Below are 24,836 nucleotides of genomic sequence, written 5' to 3'. Positions count from 1 at the left end.
GGGAGTGCAATATGGCCACGATCATAGTGTCCAACAGCGGCGCTGCCGGAGCGCCGGGATCGGTCGTCCAGCCGGTCAAGACGCTCGCACAGGCGCTCGCGCTGGCGAAGCCGGGCGATACGATCATGCTTCGCGAAGGCGAATATGCCGGGGGGGTGACCGTCGAAGCGCCGAACATCACGATCAAAAACTATCCGGGCGAGCATGCGGTCATCTCGGCGGGCACGGCGAGCGGTTCGCCCGACTGGGTCGTGCGGTTCGGCGTCGATGCGCATGGCGGCGCGCTCGACGGGCTCGAGATCAAGGGCGGCGAATATTATGCCGTCAAGCTCGAGAGCACCTGGGACTGGGGCGGCAATTATCCGCAGGACGGCGTGCACAACATCACGATCCAGAACTGCGTGCTGCACGACAGCGGCCGCGACGTGATCAAGGTGACGCCGGGCTGCGACGGCCTCCAGATCCTCAACAACGAGATCTACAATTCGGGTCGCCGCGACGGGTCGAACGCCGAAGGCATCGACGTCGTGAACGCCGACAATGTCGTGATCCGTGGCAACTATATCCACGATACCGCGACGACGGGCGTCTATATCAAGGGCGGCGTCGAAAACGGCGTCATCGAGAATAATTATATCAAGAATACCGGCACCGGCGGGGCCGGCGGGTTCAGCTTCGGCGATCCGCCCAACTCGGGCGCCGGCATCATGCTCGGCTACGGCACCGACCTCGAATATTTCGACAACGACAATCCGCAGCTCTACCAGACGATGAACAGCATCGTGCGCAACAACATCGTCGAAAATACCGGCGACGGCGGCATCCTCGTCTGGGGAAGCCTTAACGCGCAGGTCTACAACAACACGCTGCAGAATGTGTCGACCCACCCCTGGTATTTCGGCGGCGGCATCATGGTCGCCGGGATCAATACTTGGACCCCGTCGGGCGACGTGTTCACCAAGTCGGTGAACCCGCTCGTGATGAACAATATCGTCACGGTCGCACCGCCGGTCAGCGGATCGCCGGGCTATGTCACCCATGCGGCGCTCGCCGTCATCAAGAGCGGCGTCACGGGTCCGATGCAGCTCGACCATAATCTGCTGAACGGCCTCGGCAATCATGGCGGGAAATTGTTCGACTTCGGCAATGGCGAAATCACCCTTGCCCAGTGGAAGACGCAGACCGGCGGCGATGCGCACAGCATCGTCGGCACGCCCGGGCTCGACGGCACGCTCCATCTGGCCCCCGGCTCGGCGGCAATCGATGCCGGCACGGCTATCCCCGGCCTGAACCAAGACTTCGACGGTCGTCCGCTGACCGGCGGCGCGATCGATATCGGTGCCGATCAGAGCGATGCCGGGCCTGCTGTCGGACTGCCGCAGTCGGGCGGGATCGGAAAGGCGCCGGGCAAGGGGGCGATGCAGCCGGGAGAGGGCGGCGATGGTCGGCCCTCGGGTGGCAATCCGCCGCCTCCGCCTCCGCCGCCGCCCCCGCCGCCGCCCGAGGATCCGGAGGAGCCCGATCAGCCTCCTCCGCCTCCGCCTCCGCCGCCCCCGACCGGCGATGTGTTCACGCCGCTCGTCAAGAAGGTCGCGGGGATTGCCGGCATCAACGCCGGCGCCGATCCCCACAAGATGGCGCTCGACGGCAATATCAAGATCAAGCTTACCGCGGCTGGGTCCTCGGACTGGACCGCCGGCCGGCTTCGAATCATCGAGGAGCCGTCGGGGAAGGTTGCCGGCGAAATCGACTTCGTGAAGGGCGATGCCTATGACGGAAAGCAGATCCTCGACATCGATCTGGCCGCGTTCCACCTGAAGGCGGGCGTCACCTACAGCATCGTGACGACGAACGACTTCATCCGCGTCAACGCTGCCCCGTGGAAGGCGGGAGCGATCGCGCGCGGTGACTGGCAGATCACGATGGAAGGCGAGGCGACGCCGGACGTTCCGCCCCCGCCTCCGCCGCCGCCACCCCCGCCGCCCCCGCCGCCGCAGGACCCGGACAATCCGGACCAGCCGCACCAAGGCGAAGGCATTCCGGCGAACGCCGTCTTCGCGAAGCTCGCGAAGGCCGTGGCCGGCGTCGTCGGCGTCTGGACGGGCAAGGATGCGGCGCATGTCGGTCTCGACGACCATATCGGCATGAAGCTCGTCACCGCGGGGATCGGCGAATGGTCTGCGGGCCGTCTCAAGATCGTCGAGGAACCCTCGGGGAAGACGATCGGCGAGATCGACTTCGTGAAGGGCGACGCGTTCGACGGCAAGCAGGTCATCGATATCGACCTCGGCCAGTTCGACCTCAAGCCGGGCACGACCTACAGCGTCGTGACGACGAATGACTTCATTCGCGTCAACGCGGCGCCGTGGAAAGCCGGAGCGATCACCCGCGGTCAGTGGCAGTTCACCACCGAGACCGCGGCGCCGGCACCGCTTGCTCCAGCCGCCGAGCTGGATCAGGCTCCTGCCGAACATGGCGGACCCGATGTCGCCCATCTGTTTGCCGACGATTTGCCGGCAGGCGGGCATTACGCCATGCTCCCCACGCTCGAAGAGGCCGTGCGCCTTCACGGCGTGACGGACTTCCATCTCGTCTAGCAACCGGGTTTCCGGGCGCGCCTCTCCGGCGCGCCCGGATTTTTTATCTATGTCCATGACCGAACGCGGCGCTGCCAGCCGCATCCTCCACGAGCAAAGGCGCGCATTCGCGCTGACCGCTGCCTTCAGCGGCGCCATCAACCTGCTCGGGCTGACCTCGCCCCTGTTCATGCTCCAGGTCTACGACCGGGTGCTTGCGAGCGGCAGCACCGCGACCCTCGCCGCACTGCTCCTCCTCGCCGCTCTCTTATATGCGTCGCAAAATGGGCTCGAGCGCATCCGCTCGCGCATCTTCGCCCGGCTCGGATTGCTCGTCGACCGGCCGCTCGGCAGGCTCGCATTCGCCGCGGGTCTGCGCGGCGCAAACGCCCGCGGCGCCTCCGCCCGGACGCAGGATGTCGACAAGCTGCGCAGCTTTCTGGCCGGCGGGGGACCTGCGGCGCTGTTCGACCTGCCCTGGACCCCGCTCTATCTTGTCCTTCTCTTCCTGCTGCATCCCTATCTCGGCCTCATCGGCCTCGGCGGCGCGGCCTCGCTCGCCGCCGTCACATGGGCGACCGATCGCGCGACGGGCCCGCTCCAGATGCAGCACTCGCTGCTGTCGATGCAGGTGCAGTCGGCCGCCGACAATGCCGGAGCGGCGCGCGATACGGTGCGCGCGATGGGGATGACCGCGGCGCTCCGCGACCGGTGGGAGAGCATCGCAGGCGCCGCCAATGCGGCGCAGCTCCGCAACGCCGACGCCATCTCCAACTTTTCGACTCTCTCGAAATTCATCCGCCTTTTCCTGCAATCGGCCGTGCTCGCGGCAGGCGCGCTGCTCATTATTGCCGGCGATGCGACGGGCGGGGTCATGATCGCCTCCTCGATCCTCCTCGGAAAAACGTTAGCGCCTGTCGACCAGGCGATCGCGCATTGGCGCAGCTTCGTCGGTGCACGGCAGGCGATCGCGCGCCTCGACGAATTGTCCGACCCGGGCGCCGGCGCGCTGATCCCGGTCGCATTGCCCTTGCCGGCGCGCGATCTGAAGGCAAGTTCGCTCACTTTTGCCGCCGCCGGCGGCGACGAGCCCATCCTCGAAGGCATCTCGTTCGAACTGGAAGCCGGAGACGTGCTCGGCGTCGTTGGGCCGAGCGGCGCCGGCAAATCGACCCTGCTGCGCGGCCTTGTCGGATTGGTCGCATCGTCGGCGGGGGAATATCGCATCGACGGGTCGACGATCGATCAATGGCCCGAGGAGCGCCGCGGAGCCTTTATCGGCTATATGTCGCAATCGATCGATCTCGTCGGCGGGACCATCGCTGAAAACATCGCCCGCTTCGATCCGGGCGCTAGTTCGGAGGCGATCCTGGCCGCCGCCGAGGCCGCCGGCCTCGACCGGATGATTCGCGGGTTCGACGAGGGTTTCGATACGCAGGTCGGTGACCATGGGCAGCGGCTCTCGGTCGGGCAGCGCCAGCGGATCGCGCTGGCACGCGCCCTCTATGGCGATCCATTCCTTCTCGTCCTCGACGAACCTAACTCGGCGCTCGACCGCGACGGCGATGCGGCACTCGCCGACGCGGTCGCGGCGGCGCGGGAGCGCGGGGCGATCGTGATCGTCGCTGCCCACCGGGCCGGTGTCCTCGGACAGGCTACGAAGATGCTGGCGCTGGAAGCCGGGCGCCAGCGTGCGTTCGGACCGCCCGGCCGCGTGCTGAGCGCCGCCAACTCCGAACCCGCGCCGTTACGGAGATTGTCATGACCACATTACCGACCTTGCGCGCGGGCCCGTTCGAGGACTTCGGGCTTTCCTCGCACGGAAAACAGGGAAAGATTCTCCTATTGCTGCTTGCCTTGCTCATATTGGGCTGGGGGCTGCTCGCGCAGATTTCGAGCGCGGTGGTCGCGCAGGGGACCGTGATATCGCGAACCGGGGCGATCTCGGTAGAGCATCCGGTCGGCGGCCGGATCGAAACCATCCTCGTGCGCGAGGGACAGCAGGTGAGCCGGGGCCAGTTGCTCGCGCAGCTTGCCCCCACCGCGGTGACCGCTGCTGCCGATTTTTCCGAAACGCGCGTGCGCGAACTCGACGCGCAGCGCCTCCGCCTTCTAGCCGAGCGGGACGGCACCCGGATACGAAGCGATGCGGGCCACGCGCCCGGCGATCCCGTGCTGCGCGCCGAGGTCCGCGTCTTCGAGACCCAGCGGCGCCTCGAGGCGGAAAAGCAGGCGCAGATACGGGAGCAGATTGCGCAAACGCGTTCGGAAATCGCCGGGCTGCAGGATCAGATCGCCGCGGGAGACGGCCAACGCCGACTGATCGTCGGCGAGCTCGACGCTGCCCGCACGCTCTACGAGAAGGGCTATGCGACGCTGACCCGCGTCAACAGCCTGGAACGCGAGGCGCACCGGCTCGAAGGCGACCGCGGCGCCCAGCGCGCGGCGATCGCACAGGGGCGCGCGCGGATCGCCGAACTCGAGGTTCAGGCACTACAGCTTCGCTCAGAACGGCAGAATGTCGTCATGACCGATTTGAAAGAAACGCAGCTTCAGCTAGCGCAGGCCCGCGCCCAGAATCTCACCGACGCCGATGCGCGCAGCCATCTAGACATCCGCGCGTCCGCAGCGGGACGCGTGCAGCAGCTTGCGCAGCGGACGGGCGGCGGCGTGCTCGGCGCAGGGGAGGCGCTCCTCCTGCTCATTCCCAGCCGCGAGCGGCTGATCGTGGAGACGAGGATCGCGCCCGACAAGATCGACCGCATATCGGTCGGGCAGTCCGCCAAGATACTGTTCCCCGCCTTCGCCTCGGCGACGACGCCCCAGTTCGCGGCCAGGGTGACGCGCATCTCGCCCACCGTGCAGCGCGACGAGCGGAGCGGGGTCGACTATTATCTCGTTGCCTGCGAACTATTGCCCTCGTCGCATCCCTCGATCCGGCGTCTGCGCTCGGGCATGCCCGCCGAAGCGCATATCAGCGGCGGGAGCCGCTCGGCGCTCTCCTATTTTCTGAAGCCCCTCATCGACCAGATCGGCCGGCTGTTTCGCGAACCCTGAGGGCCTCAACCCATACTGCAACGATTTCACCATCTATGTGAAATTACATCACTGGATACAGCAGGAGTAGCAGGGCAATGCCCGCGCAAAGGGCCACGCCCGCGCCCGTCAGCGAAGCGCAAATGCCTCGCTCCGCACGATCAAGGAAGTCAAAAGTGCCGTTCAATATCCTTTCTCCCGACCGCGCGCGCCCGGCGCTGCGGTCGATCCTTCGCCGCGCCCGCCTTGGCGCGGTCATCATGGTGACGGCCGTCTCGGCGGGCTGCGCGACAACTCGCGAGGCCGCGGTCTGCGCCGCTGGCGAGGAAAAGATGATGTTCGCCCAGCTCTTTTTCGGCCGCAATATCGGTGCGGTCCCCGCCATCAGCGAGGCGCAGTTCGGATCATTCGTGGACGAGGTGCTTTCGCGCCGCTTTCCCGAAGGCATGACGCATCTGAGCGGGACCGGCCACTGGCGCGGCGCCGGCAAGGCGCCGGTGCGCGAGCAGTCGGAGGTCGTCACCCTCGTGCTCCCCGATGTGCCTGCAAGCTACACGAATCTCGAAGGCGCGCGGCGGGAATATATGGCGCGTTTCGGCCAGGAGTCGGTGCTGATGACCTACCAGCCCGTCTGCACGCGGGTCTGATCGCGCATCGAGCATGGCGATAAGCACAGAGCGCCCCGACTTGATCACTTTCCCCGCCAAGACCCTCGTAGACTAGGGAGGTCCGGCTGCGGCGCGGCTGTGCAATGCAACCCGCGAACATAAATACCGCACTGGAGCCTCCGATGAATTTGCCGAAACCTTCCATGTCGACCCATGCCCTCGCATTCATGATGGCGGCGCTTGTCTTTCTCGGCTTCGGCATTGCTCTCGGCCTCTATATGGCGGCGACTGACGATCATTCGCTGAGCCCTGTCCATGCCCATCTCAATCTTCTCGGCTGGGTGTCTTGCGCCATCCAGGGGTTGTTCCACGCCCAGATGCGCGATCTTTCCAGCAAGAGGATCATGCGCTGGCAATTCATTGCCTATGTCGGCGGCGTCGTCCTGATGATGATCGGCCTCGCCGGCGTGCTCCGCGCCGACGAACGTCTCGCGATGCTGATCGCCCCGGGCACCATGGCGACGCTCGCGGGATTGGCGCTATTTGCCTGGTTCGTGCTGAAGGCGTTTTCGGCGAGCCGCGCAGCCGAAGCGCGCGACTGATCGGCACTCGACGCTCAGGGCGCGGCCTTCCTCCCGTCACCCCCTGGGAGTCCGTCGCGCCTTGCCTCGCAACCTTGCCCCGAAGAGGCCGTCAGTCCGACGGACGGCACGCGAGCGCAAAACAAAACCCTAATCCGCAGGAATGAAACATGTTCAAAAACCCTCACCGGCAACAGGCTGGTATCGATCAGCATGCCAAGGCGGCTGGTGAAGCCACGATTCTTACTGGCGCCAGCTCTACCTCTGCGATGCAGCCGGTGCACCACCGGATGGCGCATATCGATGCGCTTCGCGGCCTGGCGCTGCTCGGCGTGATCGTGATGAACATCGGCTCGATGGCAATGTCGATCAACGCCCCGCACGTGCTGGCGGGCGCATCGCTCGCCGAAATGGGCGTCCTCGCCATGGATATCCTGCTGATGTTCGGCAAGGCGCGTGCCAGCTTCGCCTTCCTCTTTGGCGCAGGCTTCGCGATCCTTTTGGCCCGTGCTTCGGCGAGCCACGCGCAGTTCGGGAGCTTTTATACCCGGCGTCTGCTAGCGCTGCTGCTCTTCGGAATCGTCAACCAGCTCTTCCTGTTTTATGGCGACATCCTCGTCACTTATGCGCTGCTCGGCTTCGTCCTGCTGCTGTGCCGCGGCGGGAGCGACGCCGCCCTGCTCAAGACCGGCCTCGTCCTCGCCGTGGTTCCGCCAATCCTTCATGCAGGCCTCGAGCTTTTGGCGGGGGGGGCGCTGCCGAACCTCGCCGATGGTTCGATCGCCGATCGGATGGCGCGCGGCCTCGCCGCCTATTCGAGCCCTCATTATGCCGATGCGGTTCGCGAGAATTTCATTCTCGGCGTCACGCGCCACGCGACCGCAACCGCGCCGATGGTGGTCGGCGATCTCGCGCTCCTCGGGCTCTTCTTTCTCGGGGCCTGGTCGGTTCGCACCGGTCTTCTGACCGACCCGTCGCGGCACGCCGCGACCCTGCGCCGCATCGCGTGGGTCTGCATCCCGGCCGGCTTTGTCCTTAGCGCCGTCAACATGCTGCCGATGCTGGGCATTCGTCCGGGCGGCATTGGAGACGCGCTGATCACCGCCTCGGCACTGACTGCACCGGTCTTGGCGGTCGGATATCTGGCCGGGCTCACTCTGCTGTTTTCGCGAACCGACGGGCCGCTGCAAAGGCTGCTCGCGTCGGCCGGTCGCATGGCGCTCAGCAACTATCTGCTCTCCGGCGCGATCGGGACGTGGGTGCTTTATGGATATGGCCTCGGCAAACTCGACGCGTTCGGCATCGCAGGCCTCACGCTTTTCGGAGTGTCGCTGTTTCTTGCCCTTGCGCTCGCAAGCCGACTGTGGCTGCGCGCCATGCCCTTCGGCCCGGCGGAATGGCTTTGGCGCCGTCTCAGCTATCGTGTCCGCCGCTGATCGGCTTGTCGTTGGCCGGGTTGAGCAGTGCTGAGATTGGTTCAGCAGGTTCGTGAAATCGTGTCAATGGATTCATGATTAGCTTTCCCGGAAAGGCGGCAGCGCGGAGTTGAAGGGCCGCGCACTGCGGCCGTCGCCGTGAGGCTATTGTGGGGCGGCTCGTCCCAAACGAAGGAAATGAAAGTGAAGCCGAAAGTCATTGCCATCGGCGGCGCTACGTCGGCCTCCAGCGGGGTCGAACCCGTCCTTCGACTGGCCGCAGATCTCGCCAAGCGGCGGGGCGGCGAAGCGATTTTTTCGGAAGCGACTATCTCCTCGCGCTGCCGCATTACCGCGGGCCGCAATGTTCGGTGCGGGACGGGGCGGAACTGGTCGCCGCCGTCCGCGAGGCGGATGGGCTGATCATCGCAGCCGAAGCACCGTATGGGAGCGTCTCGGTGCTGGTGAAGAATGCGCTCGAATATATCGAAGACCTGGCCGGCGACGTCCGACCCTATCTGGAGGACCGTATTGTCGGAATCATCGCGCTGGCGCACCGCGACCAAGCGCGCGCGGGCGCGGTGCAAGCGCTCCGCGGCGTAGTGCATGCCCTGCGGGCTGGCCGACTCCGATTGCGGCGAGTTTCTCCTACGACGGACGCTCCGTTAACGCGGCGGCAGGACCCGCAGCGGATCTGACCGCGCAAGTTGAGCGGGTGGTTATCCAGACGGTCGGCAGCGCCCGCAGCCTCGCCGCGGTTCGCGCTCCCATGCGCCAATCGGCCGTCGTCACGAGGCTTCGCCCGTGATGTTTCGTGAAAGCAAAACCGTCGCCAGCGCTCAGAAGCGCTGGCTTCTCCAACCTGGAATCGCGGGCCAGCGGCCCTCTGATCTTGCGCGCTCAAGACCTTTGGCCTCCACTTCCGGCGACAGGCCGAAGCCGGCGCCCGCAAAGTCGAAGTCAGCGGGATAATTGCGTCGGAACCAATCCCAGTTCGATTGGATCGAATCGCGAAGGCTGCGATAATGAAGGCCGGCGGCGCGGGCTTTTCGCGGATCGAAGGCTGCGAAGGCGGGGGTGTCGTTGTACATCGGCATCTCCCCTAGGTCCCGGCCGCTCCAGATGACCGGGGCGCTCCCGCCGGTCACCTTGCGCGCCAGATCGACATAGTGGCGGGTGGTGAAGGGCTCTTCGGGGCCGATCGCATTAAAAATGCCCATCTGGTCCGTTTCAGCGATCAGAAGAATGAAATCGGCCAAGTCCCTCACATCAATCGACTGAAGCTTTTGCGACCCGTCACCGGGCGCAAGGATCGGCTTTCCGAGAGCCAGTCGTGCAGGCCAGAAGAATTTATTTGGGTCGTCGTCCTCAATTCCCGCTCCGATGATCCCGGTAGCGCGAACGCTGGCCCAGCGTTGGCCAAAGGCGGCGGCAACGGCGTGCTCGCACGCGACCTTTCGGGCACCATAGCGACGGCCGCCTGCCGCCAGCGGATATTGCTCGGGCACCTCTTCAATTCCGACAGGCCGATGGGCTGGCGAGGTTTCGGTCATGCCGAGGAGCGACCAGTCGGAGTAAGCCGCGATGCTAGAAACCATGATGTATCGGGCCGTACGGGGCGCCAATAGATTGGCGGTAGCCGCAACATTCCGCGGATAATAGGCGGGAATGTCGATGACGGCGTCCCATTCACCGCTCCGCAGCGAATCCAAGCCGGCATCTCGTTCGGGAAAACGATCGCCTCGCCTGCGCTCCAAGTCCTCAAAGAGGGTCGGACGCGTTATTCCGCGATTGAACAACGTAAGCCGATGACCGCGGGCACGGGCCGCTCGAACGAGCGCCGGGCCCAAATAATTGGTCCCTCCGAGGATGAGCAGGCGCAGCGGGCGTCTGGGGGCCGACCGCGCCGATGCCTGAGGCTTGCACGCGGTGACGATTGGGCTCGCGGCCGCAAGTTGAAGAAAGCTCCTTCGGTCCAATGTCGTCTCCTTTTGTTGCCGCGGAGCTATGGGAGGGGAGACCGATCAACGTGCCTCGTAAGGCTGCGAGTTGAAGGCGTCGGTATCGTTTGGGGCCGCACCGTATAGCGTTGCCCGGCTTATAGCCGACCGGGAGGATGGGCACCGCGCCGATCTCCAGTCCGTGCGGGCCCTCCCACTCGATTTCCCGCTGCTCGCCGAGCGCCGCGCGGACGGTATTGAGCTTGCTCGTCGGCGCCGAACCGATCGTCCGAGCCGGCCGCAAGAGAGCTCGGGGCATTTGACATCATGAGCGCCTGAAAGCGAAGCCAGATTGGAAACGACCATTCCCGCAGAGGCATAACATGGCACATCGACGAAAAAGGCCCTGTCTTTCGACAAGCGGAACGCATCGACACACGACTGATCGACGCGTGGCCTCGAGAAACGAAAGCTGACCGGTCACGATTCGAGAAGCTCAAGGAAGCCTACATCAAGGCGCGTTATTCAAAGGATTATCGTATTTCCGAAGAGGAACTGATTTGGCTCGGCGCCCGCGTCGAGGCGCTCGCCGCAATCGTTGAGATCGTCTGCACCGAGCGTATCGCGCAGCTCGAGGAAACGGCCCGAGCGGCGGGATAATATTGGCCCCTTTCCTGGCCGCCATTTCTCGTTCGGCTAGTCATCCCGTCATATCCAGCGGAGCGGGGCTGAGGGCCCGCCCTGTCCGGATGCGATCCGGACAGGGTGGGGCGTCCTTCCGCGGCCCCGCGGGCACACCGGTTCCGGCCACACAGAAGTGTGGCGGTCCTGTGGCAGCCGACACGCCCCGGCTGCCGGACCGCTCGCAAAAATGGAATTCGGCCTCCATCCAGAGTGCCAGTCTTGGCGCGGCAGGCGGGAACCTACCGCGTATTATCTTAGTGAGGCAACGAGAGAGGTGGCGCCGCCTGGGCGATGGAGGGGCGATCTTGTGCCTCTTTGGCAACGTCTTTTGCCGCATGGGAACACGCTCCGTCCGAAGGGAGGATTTCCCAGACATTGCCGATCGTCTTTGCCATCCGCACGAGCAATTTGTCGCCTTCCCAAAGCTCGACTCCGGTCCCGTCGGCCTCGTTGCGCGCGATCTGGAACGCGTGGTCCGGGCCTTCGGCATGGAAATCGATCCGGCGGGCGTCGCGCCGCGACGGACAGTGGAGCAACATGTGAAACGCCGGCATGGGAATCTCCCATCATTCTTCGCCGTCCTTATCGGATGCGGCATTGCGACCAGCCCGGGATCTCGCGTTGGGGGATCAAACCGAGTCTGTGTTCCTTTTAGCAGAAATCGTCGCTTTTGCCGATAGTCCGGATTGACAGGTGATGCCCGGAAGCGGTTGTTCGCCGGAACTTTGCTCTCCCTGACCGGTTGCTCAAACTGACGCTCGTTTCGCAAGACTGACGGGCGCCGCCCCGCTTCCGCGGCCGAAAGGACGAAACATGGCAACCGGCGAGACTGTGTCCGCGAGCAAGCGCGACGATGGCAAGGACAAGAACCTGCCGCCAATTCCTCCATCGGACATGGTGCCCCCGGGCTCCGAGCCATTGAAGCCGCTTCCTGTCGACCCAGACGTCAGGAATGGCGTTCCGCCGAAGCCGACGCTGCAATAGAATTCACAGGATCAGGAAATTTCCATGGCTGATACCGACACACTTTCGTTCCGCCGCATTCTCATCATGGCAACCGATGGTTTCGAGCAGTCCGAGCTTGAGGTGCCGCTTGAGAGGCTCGAAGATGCCGGCGCCGACGTCGACATCGCGTCAATCGAAATGGGCGAAATCACTGGATGGGATGAAGACGATTGGGGTGAGGACATCGAGGTCGACCTCACTATCGCGGATGTGAAGGTCGATGATTATGACGCGCTTGTCCTGCCCGGCGGGCAGATCAATCCCGACCTCCTTCGTGTCGACGAGAAGGCGGTCGCGCTCATCCGCGATTTCGCTTCGGCCGGGAAGCCGATTGCCGCCATATGCCACGCACCCTGGTTACTGATCGAGGCGGGGCTTGCAAAGGGGCGACGCCTCACGAGCTATAAATCGATCCGGACCGATGTCGCCAACGCTGGCGCCGAGGTCGTCGATGAGGCCGTCGTTATCGACGGGAACATCATCACGAGCCGATGTCCCGACGATCTTCCCGACTTTTGCGACGCGATTATTGCCATGCTTACAAAGGTCCCGCTCGGATGAGGCGGTGGTGCGCCGACCGCGCTCACATGGTGAGGACAAAACTGAACTCAGCTGAAGAACGGGGTGTATTTTTGGCTGGTTCATGTCTGCAGGGAGTTCGGTGTGCGCAACCGCAACGGCCGAGCTGCGTTTACTTCGCGCCGGGGTTGGAGCGTAGCCCATGGCGGAAAAGGCGGAGCGGCAGTTCCGCCTTTTCTTTCATCATAGAACCATAATCTGCGAATCCGAAGTTATCCGTAGGGTCAGCACCCAATGATTTGCGGTAGCGATTATGATTCAGGCGACCACGAAGGAGCCTGAATTTGAGATTTATTCTGGCTGAGGACGAGCAGATGGCGCGTCTTCAGCCCTATTTTCCGAAGGGCCATGGCCGCAAGCGTGTTTTTAGCGGCATCATCTTCGTCACCCGCAATGGCTGAGGTAGCGCGATGCGCCGAGGGAGTATGGCCCGGCGAAGACACTCTATAATCGCGGGAAGCGGTGGAGCGACAAAGGCATCTTCATCTGCATGATGGAGGGCTTGGCGACACCGCAGGCGCCAGAGCGCAAGGCGATCATGATCGAAGCGACCTATCTCAAAGCGCACCGCACGGCGTCGAGCCTTGAGGTAAAAAAGGGGCTCCGGGACGCGTGGTCGGCCGTACGAAGGGCGGCATGAACACCAAGCTTCATGCCGTAACCGATGCAAATGGCCGCCCGATCAGTTTCTTCATGACCGCCGGGCAGGTCAGCGATTACACGGGCGCGGCCGCTTTGCTCGACAGTTTGCCCAAAGCGCAATGGATGCTCGCCGACCGGGGCTATGATGCCGACTGGTTCCGCGATGCCTTGCAGGAAAAGGGCATCACGCCCTGCATCCCGGGCCGGAAAATACGCAGCAAGACCGTCAAATATGACAAGCGCCGCTACAAACGCCGTAACCGCATCGATATCATGTTCGGCCGCCCGTGGCTCTCGCCGCAACCGTCATCTTCTGGCTCTGATCAATGAGTCCTGGCCCTAGAGCGCGATAGCAAGGCGGCTTTACATCTTCGCCAACGGCGGTGCGCCATCCACATCGTTAGATGCAGATGCCTGTAAGGATTCCGGCTGGGCTGCAAGGGGCCTACCCGTCCATCACGCGCGGGTGCCGGTCCGCCCATTTGGACTTGATCGCGGGTCGTCGAACTGTCCAATGCACCGATGACTTATGATCGCAAAATGCTTCGAGCAATGATCCAGAAGGCCCTGCGCACGGGCGACCCTTCCGCGTTCGACGCGATTTCGGACTATCTCGCGTCTCTTCCTTTCTATGCGGGCGAGACCCCCGCCGTTCAGTTCGGAAGCATGTTATCGGACGCGAGACCGGTGAGCATCGGTCGACTTCTCGTCAGCGTCGCACGGCGCGACGGCATCGATCACGCCTTGGAGGGTTTCGACGAGCTCCTCGCGCTTGAGGAAAACGATCTGATGATCATGGTGTATGTTGATAATGTAGAAACGTCGGAGCCGGTCGATCTGGGCGATGGGGTTGTTGCCCTGCCGTCGACTACCGCGCCGACGGCCGACTTCGGGAAGGCGATCCGGGATTTCCGTAACCCCTCCATCCACAGAAAGGGCGCGATCCTCGTGACTGAGGCTCGCCAGAGAGCGTTTCGCCGGCTCGATCCGGCGGCCGACTTTCCGCAAGCCGTGGGTGCGATTGCGGAACCGGTGCCAGGTATCGATAAGATCCAGGCGGCACTCAGGCTGATGGTGCTTGACGGTCCCTCCGCGCCGGTCGTCCGGCTGACGAGCTATCGGGTGCAAAGCGGCGTACCGAGGCTTTGGGAGCAACCCACTGGTGTGAACGTTGAACCAATCGGCGGTTATGTTCGCTCGATGCCGCACGTGATCACCGGCAAGGTTCGCGAGCTGCGTCCGCGTTACGCGGCGCTACCTGTCGCCGATCGCAAGCGTATCGATCTCGCGCTCGTCCGGCTCGGACGAGCGGTCCTAGCCGACAGTCCAGCCGACGCGATCGTCGAGACCGCGATAGCCCTCGAGGCTGTCCTAGGGGACGCGCGGCAGGAGCTCAAATATCGCGTCCAGCTCCGCGCGGCGCTTCTGCTTGAAACCGAATATGCATCGCGGCTCGCGACGAAGCGCACCGTTGGGCGGCTCTATGACGAGAGGAGCGCCATCGTTCATACGGGCACGCTTCACTCGGGTGACCTGGAGCTTTCCGCGCAGGGGATCAGAGTGACAGCGCGGCTTCTCGAGCGGCTGCTGGAAATCGGCCACATCCCGGATTGGAACATGATCGAGCTTACGGGCGGGGCGATATCCCCGGCGGCGAACTCGGTTTGAGCGCTGCGGATCGAGACGGCCGCGAGTCCGTCCAACATGGTTCAGCGTAAAATTGGTCTCAGTCTGAGCGTTCCTCTATCGTGACTCACTCCGAACTTCGCGCTATTCTGCGCGCGCCGGCTGACACCCTGTCGTGAGAAGCGGGGGCCGAAAGGCGACGTCTTGAGCTTTGGTCAAAGCGTCAGCCGGTACGTGGGGCTAGCATGATGACAGCGCATCCTGTGAAGTCCCGGGATCGACCGCATGAGGTTTTTGGTCTTCCGAAATCCAAATTCGACTGGGTCGCCGCGGGCGATTACGAGGGCGAAGTCTTGCGTCGAGGGATCGTCCGCAATCAGCAATCTCTTGCTACGACTCGAATCCGAAAAATATCCTGGCAGCTAATACTGACTTCTAAATAGGTCCATTTCTGGACCCACTTAGCGTTGCTAATGGCGGTCGTCCTGATGAGACAAGCCGACGCTCATAATGAACTTGGGCGAGTGACCGGGTTCCGCCATGTATGTCCAGGCAATAGCTAAAGATGGCGGTGTGTGCTCCAGACGCACGTTTCCTTTGCCCGGTTGCCTTTTTAGGATGTCTGGTCGGCAATAATAATCCGATTATAAAATGGATGACCTTTTCATGGAGGCATAGCTTCGGACTGCGACTCATTTCTGTCGCGAGTTGAAGAAGGGAAATGCCATGAAAACGAATGACAACAGCGTCGTCGATCTCGGCGATGCACGCACCGAAACCCGTGGCGTCGACGTCGAGGGTCCGATCGACTTTCAGACCCTGCTGAAGATCCGCAACGGCGGCATCCAGGCCGAAGACTGATGCGTCCGGCGTGCGGCCCTGCGGGCGCCGCACGCCTTGCTCTCTACGGCGGCACGTGACCGGAAGGAATGATCATGAAAAACTATGACCAAGATGCACAACTCGTCGATCTCGGCGATGCGCGAACCGAAACCCGCGGCGTCGATGTCGAGGGTCCGGTGGATCTCCAGACGCTGATGAAAATCCGCCACGGCGGCATCAGCGACGACGACTGAGCGATGCGGCGTGCAGCAATCGACCGGCTGCACGCCGATCTGTCCCAAGCTATGACAGCCTATCGGCTTCGCACCTCGCTCCGCTATTGTGCCATCGGCGCACGCTTCGTCTTTCTGGATATCGCCGGGAGCCGCTATTTCCTTCTCGAGGGTGGCGCGGCTGGATATTTCGCCGAATTTTTGGCCGGCGACCGTAAGTCCGACGCCATGTTGTGGTTGATCGAACGAGGGTTGATCGAGACTGGCGAGCCGATCCCGCCACGCCGCCTACCAACCGCCGCAAATGCCAGCCTGTTCGAGGAAACTCTTCCTGCCCCAAGCCTTGCCCTCGTTGCAGAAGCCCTGGCCCAGCAGGTTATTGCGAGGCGCCGGGTCAGGCGAGAGCCATTATCGGCGCTCCTTGCACCCTTGCACGCGGGCAAACCCGACATTGAACTCTGTGTACCGCTCGCAGCCGCCTTTAGCCGTGCCGCGCGATACGCAAACGCGGAGGACCAGTGTCTCGCACACGGTATAGCGATGCGAGCGATGCTCGCCCGCCGCGGCTTGGCGTCGGAGCTTGTCATCGGAGTGAGGCTGCCGTTCGCCGCGCATTGCTGGGTGCAGCTGGGCGAGACGGTGCTGAGTGATCCACTCGACCGTGTTCAAAACTTCAGACCGATTGTGGCGGTGTCGTGAGTTTCTGGTTTCGGGCAGAAGTCGCCGCGGGCGGTCTTTCGCCGACTGCCGACAGCGAGTCTGCACCGGACTATGCGACGCCGAGTTTGCGCGTCTGGAGCGGTCTGCCGCTGATCTCGCTGGGGCGGGCGGGCTGCATTGCGGGCTATTTGTTTCGCCGCGAGAGCCCCTGCGGTCGCATCACCGAGCTTGATCCTTCCGCGCAGCAACGGATCATCGCGACCCGCGGCGCTTCGCTGCTCGATGAATATTGGGGCGGTTATGTTGCACTCTTCATCGAGCCAAACGGCGGAGTGCATATGCTGCGCGACCCGTCCGGCATGCTTCCATGCTATGTGGCGCGATCGGGCGCCAGCGTCCGCGCGGCCAGCGACATGCCCGCCCTTGTTGAACCTGGGGCCGCCAGAGTCGATTTTTCGGTGCTCGCGCGCATGTTCGCCAGCGTCGATGCGCTGGGTCGGAAGACCGGAATCGCCGGCATCGAGGAGCTTCTTCCGGGCGAGTGCCTCAGCACAACCTCCACCGGCTCCGCCATTAATACCGCTTGGTCGCCATGGACGCATGTGCGGAGACGTCCCACAATGAGTTTTGCCGATACGGCTGAGGAACTTCGGTGCGTGGTCAAAGACACGGTCGGCGCATGGACGATTTGCTTCGATTCCATCCTGCTCGGCGTTTCCGGCGGGGTCGACAGCTCGATTGTCGCGGCGTCGGCGGTACCGCGCACGCCAGGCTTGCGTTGCCTCACCATGGCCGAGCCCGGCACCGATGGCGACGAACGGCGCTACGCTGAAGCGCTTGCCCGACAGCTTGGTGTCGGCCTCAACGCCCGCTTCTACGATGTCGCGACGATCGACCTTGCGCGCGCTGTCCTCCCACATAGCTCGATACCGAGCGGCTCGCATCTGATGCAAGCGATCGCAGCCGTCCATGCCGCGCTCGATGAGGAAAAGCCCGTCGATGCTTATTTCACGGGCAACGGCGGCGACAATGTCTTCTGCAATATGCACAGCGCCGCACCACTTGCCGACCGGTTTCTGGCATCGGGACCGACGCCCGGGCTATTCGCGACGGCGCGCGACCTGGCCGATCTAACCGGCTCGCCGCTCGCGACCGTGTGGGCGCATGGTTGGCGGCGCCTGCGTAACCGGCGGACCTCGCACCCGATCCGCTTCGACCTCAGCGGCCTGACGATCGAGGCCGGGAAGGCTGCCCAGGATGCAAGCGACCGCCACCCGTGGCTCGCGGCTGCCCCCGACACGCTTCCCGGGAAGAAGGCCTATGTCGCGATGCTCGCCCGCGCGCAGAAGAGCATAGAGCTCTATCCCAGAGATAATGCGCCGCCGCAGATCGCGCCACTTCTGTCGCAGCCAATCCTCGAACTCTGCCTTTCCATTCCGACCTGGTATGCGGTCAGGGGCGGGCGCGATCGTGCCGTCGCGCGTGCGGCGTTCGCGGCCGATCTGCCGCCGCTGGTGATCGAGCGGCGGACCAAGGGCAGCCCGAGCGGCTTTCTGCGGCGGCTGTTCGATGCGCATATGCCGCAGGCACTCGAGCTATTGCGAGGCGGCCGCCTGGTGGAAGCCGGGCTGCTCGATCCGGCCTATCTCGAGCGGGCGGCAGAGGCCGCTTGGCAGGACGACGGACGCGACCATCGGATCCTCACGCTGTGCGGCGCTGAAACCTGGGTGCGCTGGTGGGAAGGAAAGACCTAGCGTCCGTATTTTGTTTACGCAGGCTGCTTAACGACCGGACAACGCGTCGGCGCGGCTCTCTTCATCCTGTCCCATTCCGCATAGCGGCTCGCCGAAATCGAGGCCGGATCGCGTTCTCCCTTCAACCAGTAGTCGAACCAGGCAATATTTTCCTGCATCGCCGCCATGCGGTTCGACGGGATGTGGAAGATATGGGTTTCGTCCGAGCTGTCGTCTTCCCCCGCAAAGTGGCTGAGCTGGGCTGGCACGCCTGCGGCGCGGAGCGCTTTGTAGAAATCGATCGCGCCTGTGTGCGGTGCGGCGACTTGCTGAAGGATGGCCCCACATGCTTCGGCGGCGCGAAGCGATGGCGACAGCGCGCGATAGTTTGGCAAAAATTTGGGATCGAACGGCGACCCTCCGAAAACGGCATGATAGGAATCCGGCATGTCCGGTTCGTAGACCGGCTCGAGATAGGCACCGTCGCCACTCGACGCAGCGCGGAACATCGTCGAGTGTGTCATCGCAACATTGACCATTTGCGATCCGCGGCTGTAGCCCGCGATGCCGACGCGCTCCTTGTCGATGATCCCTTCTGCCGCGAGTTCCTCGACCGCCGCTTCAAAGCTTGCGACCCCAGAGAGCCAGAGTAGCTTGCGCATGTCCTCCGGCGCGAGCGCCGCCCGCTGAAGCGTCCACGCGTCATACGCGTCGCGAATTTCGGCGTTCTGGCGCGGAGCGGGGTCGTTGACCAACAGGACGACGTAACCGCGCTCGGCCAGCATTTGAACCGGATATTCCCACTGGTTCTCCTGGACGGCAAAGCGTTGGTCGGCGTCCGTCCCATGGGTAACGATGATCGCAGGATAGCGCGCTCGAGCGTCATAATCGCGCGGCCACACGACATAGCCTGTGGCTTTGTGGCCATAGCGATTGATCCAGCTCCTCGGCGTCACCTTGAGAGCCTCGATCTCTTCATGCTGCGGCGATACCGAAGCGACCGGTTCCACTTCGCCGGCATCGACATCGACCTTCACGATTGCTGGCGGCTTTGTTTGTCCCTCGGCAATGCACGCCCCGGCGTCGAGCGTCGGCGTGAAATCGCATTTAGTAAGGCTCGCCTCGCCCCAGATTGTTCGCAATCCTCTGTTTTCGATCACGGCAATCCCATACCGTGCATCCTCGATTGTTCGCGCGTTGACGATCGCGCGCCGGCCATTGGTCGTCCGGAAACCGCCAAAGGCGGCTCCGTGGCCGACAGAGAAGGGAAAAAGACCATAGCTGTGCCGCCTGCCGTGGCCGTCTGTCTCGATGATCTCGCGGCGGTCGCCAAGCCCTTCAGCGGCCAGACCTCCACCGCGAGGGCCGGGTAGCATCCACGACGCAATCTGCACCGTCGAGCCCATTTCGCGGGACCGCTTCTCGGCGAATGACCATGCCATCGTCCGTTTGCGTTGCCGGCCACTTTCTTCGGCATCCATCAATACATACTCGAACCCAGTCGCGGTCCAGTTGACGTCGCCCTTTGAGGCGAGCGTCCGGAGATCGCTTCGCGGCCGTGTGGCAACCAGCTGCGTCGAACCATCCGCGGCGCGAAGATAAAACGAGGCGGTCGCCTGCCCTCGCGGTCGTCGCATACCCCGCAGTTCGGCGACCCGCTCGTCATGCTGCACACCACGCTCCGGGTGGATACCGTCGAGCACGAGGTAGAAAAGCCAGCGTCCGTCGGGCGACCAGCTATAGGCTTTAACCCCTACGCCGAGCGGCGCGTGTGCGAACCCCGGCAAGAGCCAGCCATCGACTTCACCGAACCGCACCGTCGCTGGGTGGACGATGATCGGCACGACCTGCCCGTCAGCCTCGATCCGGTATAGCTGCACGCCTTCACCGCGATCGATCAACGCGCTCCAAGCCTTGCTCCCCGGAATGCGGCGGAGCTGGTCGATCCAATCCGCGCGCAACAATTCGCGGCTCGCACCGCTCTTCAGATCGACCAAGGTCAATCGCGCGACGGTCTTGTCGGTCGCCCTGTCGGCGACGCGCGTCACATAGGCGGCGCTGTCGCCGTCGGCGGCAATCGCGATCGCCCGGAGCTCCGGCACGGTCAGCTGATCGTCGAGTGTCCAGCGCCGCCCTTCTGCCAATGCGCTGGAGGGCGTCGATGCTGCCGCGACGGCGGCCGTCACCCATGTGAGGAGAATGGCCCGAGGGGGCAGCGGGCGCTCCATCGTCACCACTCCTTCCGCAGCGTGATCCCCAGAAATCGTCCCGCCGGCGAATTGTTGGTCGTGTCGTAGGGGGTTTCGGCGGGCGATGCGGTGAAGATCGCCGCGGGCTTTGCGTTGAAAAGGTTGAGCGCGCTCAATGACACGCGGGTTCCGTCAGCGATCCGCAAGTCGCCGTTGAGATCAAAGCTCGTGAGCCCGCGCACCCGCACGGCTGTCGCGCGCCGGGCATCGACCAGCGCCCCCGAATGGCTGACGAAGGCGGCGACCGATAGCTCTTCATTCGCCCAGGCTACCCCGCCCCGCGACCGGAAGCGTGCCGGATGAAAAACTGTGCCGGCGAGGTTCGTCCAAGGCGCATCAGGGCGGAGTTGTTGTCGACTTTGCAGCAGCGTGGCGGCGCCCGACAGCGAGAGCTCGCCTCCGCCAAGCGCGAAGCGATAGCGGAGCGACAGGTCGACACCCCGATAACGCTGACGTGCGATGTTGCGATCGCGCAGATCGAGAAAGGCGACGACATTCGCAGGATCGTAGTCGGCGCCGGTGACATTCTGGAACGGCGGCAGCGCGCCTGCAATGATGTCATCCAGCAGCGCCACGCCGGGCGATCGGACGATCGAGTCCGCAAAGATGGGATTGTCGAGCGCGCCCGCAGGCGAAGAAAAAGGTGTCGCTACCCGGTCGCGATAATCGATATTGAACCAGGACAGCGATAGGTCGAGACCTTCGGCCGGAGTTAGCTGCGCACTGAGCGTCCAGTTTTCCGAGCGCTCGGGTCCGATGCGACTGTCGGGTCCCGCCGCATAGAGCACGGTTGCCGTCGCCGGCAGTCCGGCGCCATAGCGCGACGCCGGCGCGAGGACGGCGGTGTAGCCGCTATATTGCTGTGCGAGGGTCGGCATCTTGAACGAGCGACCCCATGAGACTCCGAGCCGCAGGATCGAGACGGGTTCCCAGACCAGCCCCAGCTTGGGCGTCACGATCCCGTCCGCGTCCGAATAATCCTCGAACCGCAGTGCACCCGTGAGCGAGAGCCGGTGCAGACCCGAAATCCCCTGCGCAGGCGCCGCAAGCGGAATATGCATTTCGCCATATGCGAAGATATTGTCGCGACGCCGGGCGAGCGTTCCCGTCGGCGACACTGAACGAAAGAAATTGCGACGGGCGCCGCCGCCAATTGCCAGACGGACGTCGCCCGCGCGCAGCGCGAACAGCGGACCCTGGAATCCGCCTTCGATCGCGATGTTGCGGTTGAAGAAGTGCCGGTCAAGGCGTGCGAGCTCGGTGCCTCCGGCGAAAAGACGCGTCGCTCCGCCGGTGCGGTCGGTCCCGAAGAAGCCTGCGGTCTTTAACGTCCAGTCGTCGCCGAGTTCGACCGCGAACCCCGGCGCGATGCCGACGATTTCGGAGATGCTCACCGCGTCGAACCCCGATGCCTCGGGTGCGGCGTCAAGTGTGAAGGCGGTTATGCTGTGGTTGTGACTGCGCTTGTAGAGCATGTCGGCGTTGAGGGTTACATCATCCCCAAGCGCCTGATGGCCGCTCAAAAGCAAGCTGTGGCGGCGCTGCGCCGGAAACAAGGTTGTCCCGGGATTGGCGGCGGCGGTGTAGCTGCGGTCGCTGGCGCGGATCGCAGTGGAGCGGCTGAAATCATAGGCGGCCATGATGCCACCGGATGTCCAAACGGTACCGCCGAGCAGACCGGCCTGCGTCTGGAAGTTACCGCCATCGGTCGAAGCGGCGAGCCGGCCCATTGCCGCGAGCCCATCATAGTCGCGTTTGAGCAGGATGTTGACGACGCCCGCAACCGCATCGGCACCATAAATTGCCGACGCTCCGTCGGCGATGATCTCAACGCGTTCAACCGCCGACACGGGGATCGCGCTGATGTCGATCACCGACGACACGCCGGTGTAGGCAAAGCGGTTTCCGTTGAGCAACGTCAGCGTTGCGTTGGGACCGATCCCACGCAGGTTAAAGGTCGAGGCACCATTGACGTTGGCATTTTCATTGCCTGCGCCTTGTCCGTTGCCAACGCCGGGATTCTGGCCACCGCCAAAATTCTGCGGCAAGCTGCGCGCGACCTCGCCAAGGTCGTTTTGGCCAGCTCTCCGGATATCCTCTGCGGTAATTCGGATGACCGGAGCGGCCGGGGCAGCGCCTGCAATACGCGAACCGGTCACGATGATGGGCTCTTCTTCGCTCACGGCATCGGAGCGGGAGGGCGCGAGCGCAGTTTTTGAAATGATGACTGCGCCGGCATCGAACTTGGCCGCGAGCCCACTATCCTTCAGCAGCGCATCGATCGCTTCGCGCGGCGTCATTTCGCCTTTGAGCGGCGGCGCCGTCTTTCCTTCGAGATCGCGCGAAGATGCATAAAGCTCGATGCCGGCGATCGTCGCCGCGGTCCGTAGCGCGGCGCCGAGATCCTGCGCCGGAATGTCGTAGGACTGGCGCTCCCGCTGCGTGGCCAATGCTACGGCCGGTGATAGGCAGGCGGCGCTGCCGACGAGTAGCGCAACCAGCGAGCGGGACTTTTTCAACATATTCACTCCCCCAAATGTCTCGGCCGTGCTTCAGGCAGGCGGCCAGTGGGGGTACGTTGACGGGGCGAAGAGGAGGCCCTTAGGCGATCGACGAAAAAATTATCGGCGGCGCAAATGAATGGCGTCGGCCTCCCGTTCGACCCTGAGGCCGAACAGGCGCGCGATGCGTTCGGCGAACCGCTCGCTCTGGCTGATGTGGAAGCGTCCGGACACATCGAGAGCCGCGATCGAACTGTCGTCGATTATGATCGGCCGCACGGCATAGCGGTTGGCCTCGGCTACGAGTTGATCGAGCCGTATCGAATGATATTCGGCCCAGCCTTCCGGCCAGCTCGTCGGAATGTCAGGGTCCGGTGCCCCGGCATGCTGCAGTTTGCCGTCCCGTCGATAGGTCAGCGCCTGTCCCGCAGACAATGCTGTAGCCGGGCCGATATTCATGTCCGTGCGTAGATCCGCTTCGCCGCGCCGGAGGGCAACGGTCACGGTGCCGGCCTCGTCGACGCTCAGATCGATCTCGGCATCATTCGCGGTGGCCGTGCCCCGTCCCGCGGCAATATGCAGCGGGCCATTCTGCCTGGCGACCGAAAGACGAACCCGGCCTTTGATCAGGCGGATCATTCGCGCGCCGTTTCCAAACTCCACATCCAGCCGGCTGTCGGTATCGAGCGTCGCGCTCGATCCGTCGGCGAGCCGGAACGTGCGGATCTCGCCGCGCTGCGTCACCAGGGGTTCGGCGGCGCGCGCGATCGAAGCGGTGCCAGGCTGGCCGGGAAGCGAGGCCCCCACGGCTCCGAATGCGAGGATCAGCAGCGCCATCGCGGTTGCAGCGGCGCCCCATGGCAGCCAGCCGCGGACGTGGCCCCGCCGCGCTTCGGCATGGCTTGCTCCGTGACGCCGCGATGTCTTGAGAACCGACAGGGCCGACATTCGCCGTTGCGCGCGAACATAAGCTTCGCCATGTTCGGCCGATGCGAGCAGCCACGCCTCAAACTCGCCGCGCAGTGCGCCGGCATCCTCGCCGCGCATCTTGATCAGCCACGCTTGGGCGACCTCGTCGACGGGATAGTCGCCGCCGCTTGTCCTTGTCATCGGCGGCCGTCCACCGCCTTCGAAATCTGATTGAGCGCCTTCATCATATGATATTCCACCGTCGCAATGCTGATTCCAAGCAGCTCATGTATCTCGCGATAACTGAGTTCGTCCACCCGGTGCATCAGGAAGACGCGCCGCGTCTTTGGCGGCATGGCGTCAACCGCGGCTTCGTAAAGCCCTAGCAGGTCGGCAGCTTCGAGGTTCCACTCCTGCGCGGCAGGGGTGACGGCATGGCTGTCTTCGCGCAGCGGAAAGAAGATCGCCGGCGCCGACTTCTGGCGGCGCGCGCGGTCGATCAGCAGATTCTGGGCGATGCGGCGAAGAAATCCGCCCGGGTTGATGAGCTGATGGCGTTGTGCGCTGCCCGCCGCACGCGCGAAGACTTCCTGCACCAGGTCCGGCGCTTCCTCCGGTCCCGCCTTTCGCCGCAGGAAATGAAAAAGCGACGTGCGATGCGTCCGGTAGACGGCGTCCAGATCTTGCCCGGCCCCCGTCCGCTGTTCGACCGGCGGCGGACGATCGTCGGGATGCGCATGGCAGCCCGAAGACACCGAAAAGGGGTGACGCGGCGGTGCGCGGTCGTCGCAGGTACAGGAAGACACGACAGAGTATCCCGGAGGCACAAGCGGGACCAGCCGGTCGCGACCGGATGCCCGTCTCCCAGTGCTGTGCCGCCGTTCGGACGCTCGCGCGGTCCATGGTCCGGTTGGGCCGCCGGTCCCGTTGAGGACTGGCGCTAATAATGCCTGGCGGAAAATTCCGCGCAGAAGCTGCCAGCGATGCTCCTGCGCGGCGGAATCATGTCAATTCTAGGCAGCGCTGACAAGCAAAAG

Annotated in this window: 19 protein-coding genes and 1 pseudogene; 14 read left to right on the top strand and 6 right to left on the bottom strand. The window is 63.9% G+C overall.

The features are described 5' to 3' along the window. The first annotated feature begins 11 nt into the window (after positions 1–11). The 7 genes from GGC65_RS12175 (at position 12) to GGC65_RS12145 (ending at position 8,914) form a co-directional block, all read left to right on the top strand. Positions 12–2,597, top strand: a complete 2,586-nt coding sequence (locus tag GGC65_RS12175; RefSeq protein WP_192647405.1) for a right-handed parallel beta-helix repeat-containing protein — start codon at positions 12–14, stop codon at positions 2,595–2,597. 55 nt (positions 2,598–2,652) lie between these two features. Further along, complete coding sequence (locus GGC65_RS12170) at positions 2,653–4,341, top strand: type I secretion system permease/ATPase (RefSeq protein ID WP_192647404.1); 1,689 nt, start codon at positions 2,653–2,655, stop codon at positions 4,339–4,341. After that, the gene (locus GGC65_RS12165) at positions 4,338–5,633 is read left to right on the top strand and encodes an HlyD family type I secretion periplasmic adaptor subunit (RefSeq protein ID WP_192647403.1); all 1,296 of its coding nucleotides are present in this window, start codon (positions 4,338–4,340) and stop codon (positions 5,631–5,633) included. Before GGC65_RS12170 ends, GGC65_RS12165 begins: the two co-directional genes overlap by 4 nt. Before the next feature lie 155 nt (positions 5,634–5,788). Beyond that, positions 5,789–6,259, top strand: a complete 471-nt coding sequence (locus GGC65_RS12160) for a DUF3574 domain-containing protein (RefSeq protein WP_192647402.1) — start codon at positions 5,789–5,791, stop codon at positions 6,257–6,259. 164 nt (positions 6,260–6,423) lie between these two features. Further along, the gene (locus GGC65_RS12155) at positions 6,424–6,822 is read left to right on the top strand and encodes a hypothetical protein (protein ID WP_192647401.1); all 399 of its coding nucleotides are present in this window, start codon (positions 6,424–6,426) and stop codon (positions 6,820–6,822) included. A 149-nt stretch (positions 6,823–6,971) separates the two neighbouring features. Then, complete coding sequence (locus GGC65_RS12150) at positions 6,972–8,237, top strand: DUF418 domain-containing protein (protein WP_192647400.1); 1,266 nt, start codon at positions 6,972–6,974, stop codon at positions 8,235–8,237. A 350-nt stretch (positions 8,238–8,587) separates the two neighbouring features. Further along, positions 8,588–8,914 carry an NADPH-dependent FMN reductase gene (locus GGC65_RS12145; protein WP_192647399.1) on the top strand — a complete coding sequence of 109 codons (327 nt, stop codon included), beginning with the start codon at positions 8,588–8,590 and terminating at the stop codon, positions 8,912–8,914. Positions 8,915–9,055: 141 nt separating this feature from the next. Here GGC65_RS12145 and GGC65_RS12140 read toward each other — a convergent pair whose 3' ends face one another. Next, positions 9,056–10,195 carry an NAD-dependent epimerase/dehydratase family protein gene (locus GGC65_RS12140; protein WP_225940794.1) on the bottom strand — a complete coding sequence of 380 codons (1,140 nt, stop codon included), beginning with the start codon at positions 10,193–10,195 and terminating at the stop codon, positions 9,056–9,058. 899 nt (positions 10,196–11,094) lie between these two features. Then, positions 11,095–11,394: a hypothetical protein gene (locus tag GGC65_RS12135; protein ID WP_192647397.1), complete on the bottom strand. Its 300-nt coding sequence runs from the start codon at positions 11,392–11,394 to the stop codon at positions 11,095–11,097. A gap of 454 nt (positions 11,395–11,848) precedes the next feature. Between GGC65_RS12135 and GGC65_RS12130 the strand changes: the two genes are divergently transcribed. From GGC65_RS12130 to GGC65_RS12105, 7 genes and pseudogenes are all read left to right on the top strand, one after another. After that, positions 11,849–12,406, top strand: coding sequence for a type 1 glutamine amidotransferase domain-containing protein (locus GGC65_RS12130; protein ID WP_192647396.1), 558 nt, complete (start codon positions 11,849–11,851; stop codon positions 12,404–12,406). Between the two features lie 318 nt (positions 12,407–12,724). Further along, positions 12,725–13,389 (top strand): annotated as a pseudogene (locus tag GGC65_RS12125) (IS5 family transposase). A gap of 229 nt (positions 13,390–13,618) precedes the next feature. Beyond that, positions 13,619–14,734: a HEPN domain-containing protein gene (locus tag GGC65_RS12120; protein WP_192647395.1), complete on the top strand. Its 1,116-nt coding sequence runs from the start codon at positions 13,619–13,621 to the stop codon at positions 14,732–14,734. A 684-nt stretch (positions 14,735–15,418) separates the two neighbouring features. After that, on the top strand, positions 15,419–15,553 hold the full coding sequence (locus GGC65_RS23580; protein ID WP_264081026.1) for a hypothetical protein: 135 nt from the start codon (positions 15,419–15,421) through the stop codon (positions 15,551–15,553). 74 nt (positions 15,554–15,627) lie between these two features. Continuing rightward, complete coding sequence (locus GGC65_RS12115; RefSeq protein ID WP_192647394.1) at positions 15,628–15,768, top strand: hypothetical protein; 141 nt, start codon at positions 15,628–15,630, stop codon at positions 15,766–15,768. A 3-nt stretch (positions 15,769–15,771) separates the two neighbouring features. Then, on the top strand, positions 15,772–16,446 hold the full coding sequence (locus GGC65_RS12110) for a lasso peptide biosynthesis B2 protein (protein ID WP_192647393.1): 675 nt from the start codon (positions 15,772–15,774) through the stop codon (positions 16,444–16,446). Further along, positions 16,443–18,161: an asparagine synthase-related protein gene (locus GGC65_RS12105; protein ID WP_192647392.1), complete on the top strand. Its 1,719-nt coding sequence runs from the start codon at positions 16,443–16,445 to the stop codon at positions 18,159–18,161. The genes GGC65_RS12110 and GGC65_RS12105 overlap by 4 nt, the downstream gene beginning before the upstream one ends. A gap of 14 nt (positions 18,162–18,175) precedes the next feature. On the opposite strand, the gene GGC65_RS12100 is transcribed toward GGC65_RS12105, so the two are convergent. From GGC65_RS12100 to GGC65_RS12085, 4 genes are all read right to left on the bottom strand, one after another. Then, complete coding sequence (locus GGC65_RS12100; protein WP_192647391.1) at positions 18,176–20,368, bottom strand: prolyl oligopeptidase family serine peptidase; 2,193 nt, start codon at positions 20,366–20,368, stop codon at positions 18,176–18,178. Positions 20,369–20,370: 2 nt separating this feature from the next. Beyond that, positions 20,371–22,911 carry a TonB-dependent receptor gene (locus tag GGC65_RS12095; RefSeq protein WP_192647390.1) on the bottom strand — a complete coding sequence of 847 codons (2,541 nt, stop codon included), beginning with the start codon at positions 22,909–22,911 and terminating at the stop codon, positions 20,371–20,373. Positions 22,912–23,010: 99 nt separating this feature from the next. Continuing rightward, complete coding sequence (locus GGC65_RS12090; protein ID WP_192647389.1) at positions 23,011–24,000, bottom strand: FecR family protein; 990 nt, start codon at positions 23,998–24,000, stop codon at positions 23,011–23,013. Further along, positions 23,997–24,605: an RNA polymerase sigma factor gene (locus tag GGC65_RS12085; protein ID WP_318780158.1), complete on the bottom strand. Its 609-nt coding sequence runs from the start codon at positions 24,603–24,605 to the stop codon at positions 23,997–23,999. Before GGC65_RS12085 ends, GGC65_RS12090 begins: the two co-directional genes overlap by 4 nt. Positions 24,606–24,836: the final 231 nt, after the last annotated feature.

It is taken from the genome of Sphingopyxis sp. OAS728 (genome assembly GCF_014873485.1).
In the GTDB taxonomy this organism is placed as follows: Bacteria; Pseudomonadota; Alphaproteobacteria; order Sphingomonadales; family Sphingomonadaceae; genus Sphingopyxis.
This window is presented reverse-complemented; position numbering and strand designations above follow the sequence as displayed.

Bases quoted from the DNA above. Each gene is read 5' to 3' on its own strand.
- GGC65_RS12175 (WP_192647405.1), top strand. From the start codon at position 12: ATGGCCACGATCATAGTGTCCAACAGCGGCGCTGCCGGAGCGCCGGGA.
- GGC65_RS12170 (WP_192647404.1), top strand. From the start codon at position 2,653: ATGACCGAACGCGGCGCTGCCAGCCGCATCCTCCACGAGCAAAGGCGC.
- GGC65_RS12165 (WP_192647403.1), top strand. From the start codon at position 4,338: ATGACCACATTACCGACCTTGCGCGCGGGCCCGTTCGAGGACTTCGGG.
- GGC65_RS12155 (WP_192647401.1), top strand. From the start codon at position 6,424: ATGTCGACCCATGCCCTCGCATTCATGATGGCGGCGCTTGTCTTTCTC.
- GGC65_RS12150 (WP_192647400.1), top strand. From the start codon at position 6,972: ATGTTCAAAAACCCTCACCGGCAACAGGCTGGTATCGATCAGCATGCC.
- GGC65_RS12135 (WP_192647397.1), bottom strand. From the start codon at position 11,394: ATGCCGGCGTTTCACATGTTGCTCCACTGTCCGTCGCGGCGCGACGCC.
- GGC65_RS12130 (WP_192647396.1), top strand. From the start codon at position 11,849: ATGGCTGATACCGACACACTTTCGTTCCGCCGCATTCTCATCATGGCA.
- GGC65_RS12120 (WP_192647395.1), top strand. From the start codon at position 13,619: ATGATCCAGAAGGCCCTGCGCACGGGCGACCCTTCCGCGTTCGACGCG.
- GGC65_RS23580 (WP_264081026.1), top strand. From the start codon at position 15,419: ATGAAAACGAATGACAACAGCGTCGTCGATCTCGGCGATGCACGCACC.
- GGC65_RS12115 (WP_192647394.1), top strand. From the start codon at position 15,628: ATGAAAAACTATGACCAAGATGCACAACTCGTCGATCTCGGCGATGCG.
- GGC65_RS12110 (WP_192647393.1), top strand. From the start codon at position 15,772: ATGCGGCGTGCAGCAATCGACCGGCTGCACGCCGATCTGTCCCAAGCT.
- GGC65_RS12100 (WP_192647391.1), bottom strand. From the start codon at position 20,368: ATGGAGCGCCCGCTGCCCCCTCGGGCCATTCTCCTCACATGGGTGACG.
- GGC65_RS12095 (WP_192647390.1), bottom strand. From the start codon at position 22,911: ATGTTGAAAAAGTCCCGCTCGCTGGTTGCGCTACTCGTCGGCAGCGCC.
- GGC65_RS12090 (WP_192647389.1), bottom strand. From the start codon at position 24,000: ATGACAAGGACAAGCGGCGGCGACTATCCCGTCGACGAGGTCGCCCAA.